Below are 1843 nucleotides of genomic sequence, written 5' to 3'. Positions count from 1 at the left end.
CTGTTTCACCTGCTGGCCTGGCAGGGGCGCCACTGGCTGCAACAGCCGCCGGAGACCCTGCCCATCCCCCGGCCACCGGTGACGGTGACCCTGGTACCCGCCACCCAGCCAGCCGCAGCACCTGGCCCGGCCGCACCGGCGCCGCCGGCACCCCCGGTGATACCCAGGCCGGTCACTCCGCCCGCGGCGCCACCGGCCAGGCCCGCTCCGCCAAAGGTGACCAAGCCGCCGGTCCCGCCCAAGCCACGCCCGCGCGTGGCGCCGGAACCGGATCCGAATGCCGCAGCCCCCGCGCGGCCCGTGCCGCGGCGATTGCCGGCGCCGGAACCGGCCACCAGTGCCGCACCGGCAGCGCCGGCACGGGCACCGGCCAGCCACGCGCCACCGGGGGCGGCGTCGACCGCTCCGGCGGCGCCCCGCGCGCCGGCCGCTGGCCCTGCCGGCGGGGCATTCGAGAGTGCCCGGGCCCATGCGGCCTATCTGCACAATCCGAAGCCGGTCTATCCGCCGCTGGCCAAGCGCCGGCAGTGGGAGGGCAAGGTGTTGCTGCGGGTGCAGGTGCTGGCCAGCGGGGCGGTGGCGGCGGTGAGCGTGGCGGCCGGCAGCGGCCATGAGGTGCTGGACGAGGCGGCGCTGGAGGCGGTGCGCCAGTGGCATTTCGTGCCGGCAAAACGGGGCGGTCAGGCGGTCGACAGCTGGGTCAATGTGCCGATCAATTTCAATCTGCTGGAGGCGCCGTAGGGCGCCCGGTCGTTGTGGGAGGTCTGTTTGTCATGATGGAGTTTGCCAAGAGTCCCATCGTCAATCTGACGTTGTGGGTGTTGATCGGCTTTTCGGTGCTGGTGTGGGCGCTGATCTTTCTGAAGGCGTTCGAGCAGTGGCGGCTGCGGGGCCATAACCGGGCCTACAGCCAGGCGTTCTGGCGGGCGCCGAGCCTGGGGGCGGCAGCGGCGCTGGGGGGCTTGCCGGGCCCTCTGGCGCGGATCGCCAAGGCGGGCTTCGAGGTGCTGCAGGTGTCGCCCCCGGGAGCGGCGCCCAGTCTGGCGTCCAGCGGCGATCGCCAGGATATCCTGGAGCGCTGCCTGCGCCAGCGCATCCAGCAGGAGCGGCATCGGGTGGAGCAGGGGCTGACGATGCTGGCGAGCATCGGCAGCACGGCGCCGTTCATCGGTCTGTTCGGGACGGTGTGGGGCATCATGCATGCGCTGGAGGACATCAGCCGGACCGGTTCGGCGAGCCTTGAGGTGGTGGCGGGGCCGATCGGGGAGGCGCTGATCGCAACGGCGATCGGCATCGCCTCGGCGATCCCGGCAGTGCTGGCCTACAACTATTTCCTGCGGCAGGTGAAGCTGACCGAGGCGGAGCTGGAGGATTTCGCGACCGATTTCCTGCATCTGGCCGTGAAGACGGGCTTTGCCCTGCCGGCGGAGTCCTGAGATGGCGTTCGGTTCCCCGCGCGAGGAGCAGGCGGCCCTGAGCGAGATCAACGTGACGCCGCTGGTGGATGTGATGCTGGTGTTGCTGGTGGTGTTCATCGTCACGGCGCCGCTGCTGACCCAGTCGGTGGGGGTGAACCTGCCGAAGACGGTGGCGGCGGCACCGCCACCGCCGCGGCCGGTGACCCTGGTGAGCCTGGACAGCACCGGCCAGCTGTACCTGGACCGGGAAAAACTCGACAGCGCCGCCCTGGCGGACCGGCTCCGCCAGCGCAAGGCCGACCAGCCGGACCTGACCGTGCAGTTCGAGATCGATGAGCAGGTCCGCTACGGCCAGGCCGCCGCCATCCTCGCCATCGCCCAGCAGGCCGGCATCACACAGCTCGCCTTGCAGACCAGACACTGAC

3 protein-coding genes are annotated in these 1843 nt (G+C 71.2%); all 3 read left to right on the top strand.

What is annotated here, in order from left to right; all coding sequences use genetic code 11:
• Positions 1–741: energy transducer TonB (locus tag ACYQ1H_RS15460; protein WP_460028929.1), on the top strand; the 741-nt coding region annotated here is incomplete at its 5' end.
• Between the two features lie 32 nt (positions 742–773).
• The gene (locus tag ACYQ1H_RS15455) at positions 774–1436 is read left to right on the top strand and encodes a MotA/TolQ/ExbB proton channel family protein (protein WP_460028928.1); all 663 of its coding nucleotides are present in this window, start codon (positions 774–776) and stop codon (positions 1434–1436) included.
• Between the two features lies 1 nt (position 1437).
• Positions 1438–1842, top strand: coding sequence for an ExbD/TolR family protein (locus tag ACYQ1H_RS15450; protein ID WP_460028927.1), 405 nt, complete (start codon positions 1438–1440; stop codon positions 1840–1842).
• The last annotated feature ends 1 nt before the right edge of the window (position 1843 follow it).

This window comes from Methyloparacoccus murrellii (genome assembly GCF_054657115.1).
Note: the sequence above shows the minus strand (reverse complement) of the source record. Positions and strands in the feature narration are given on the sequence as shown.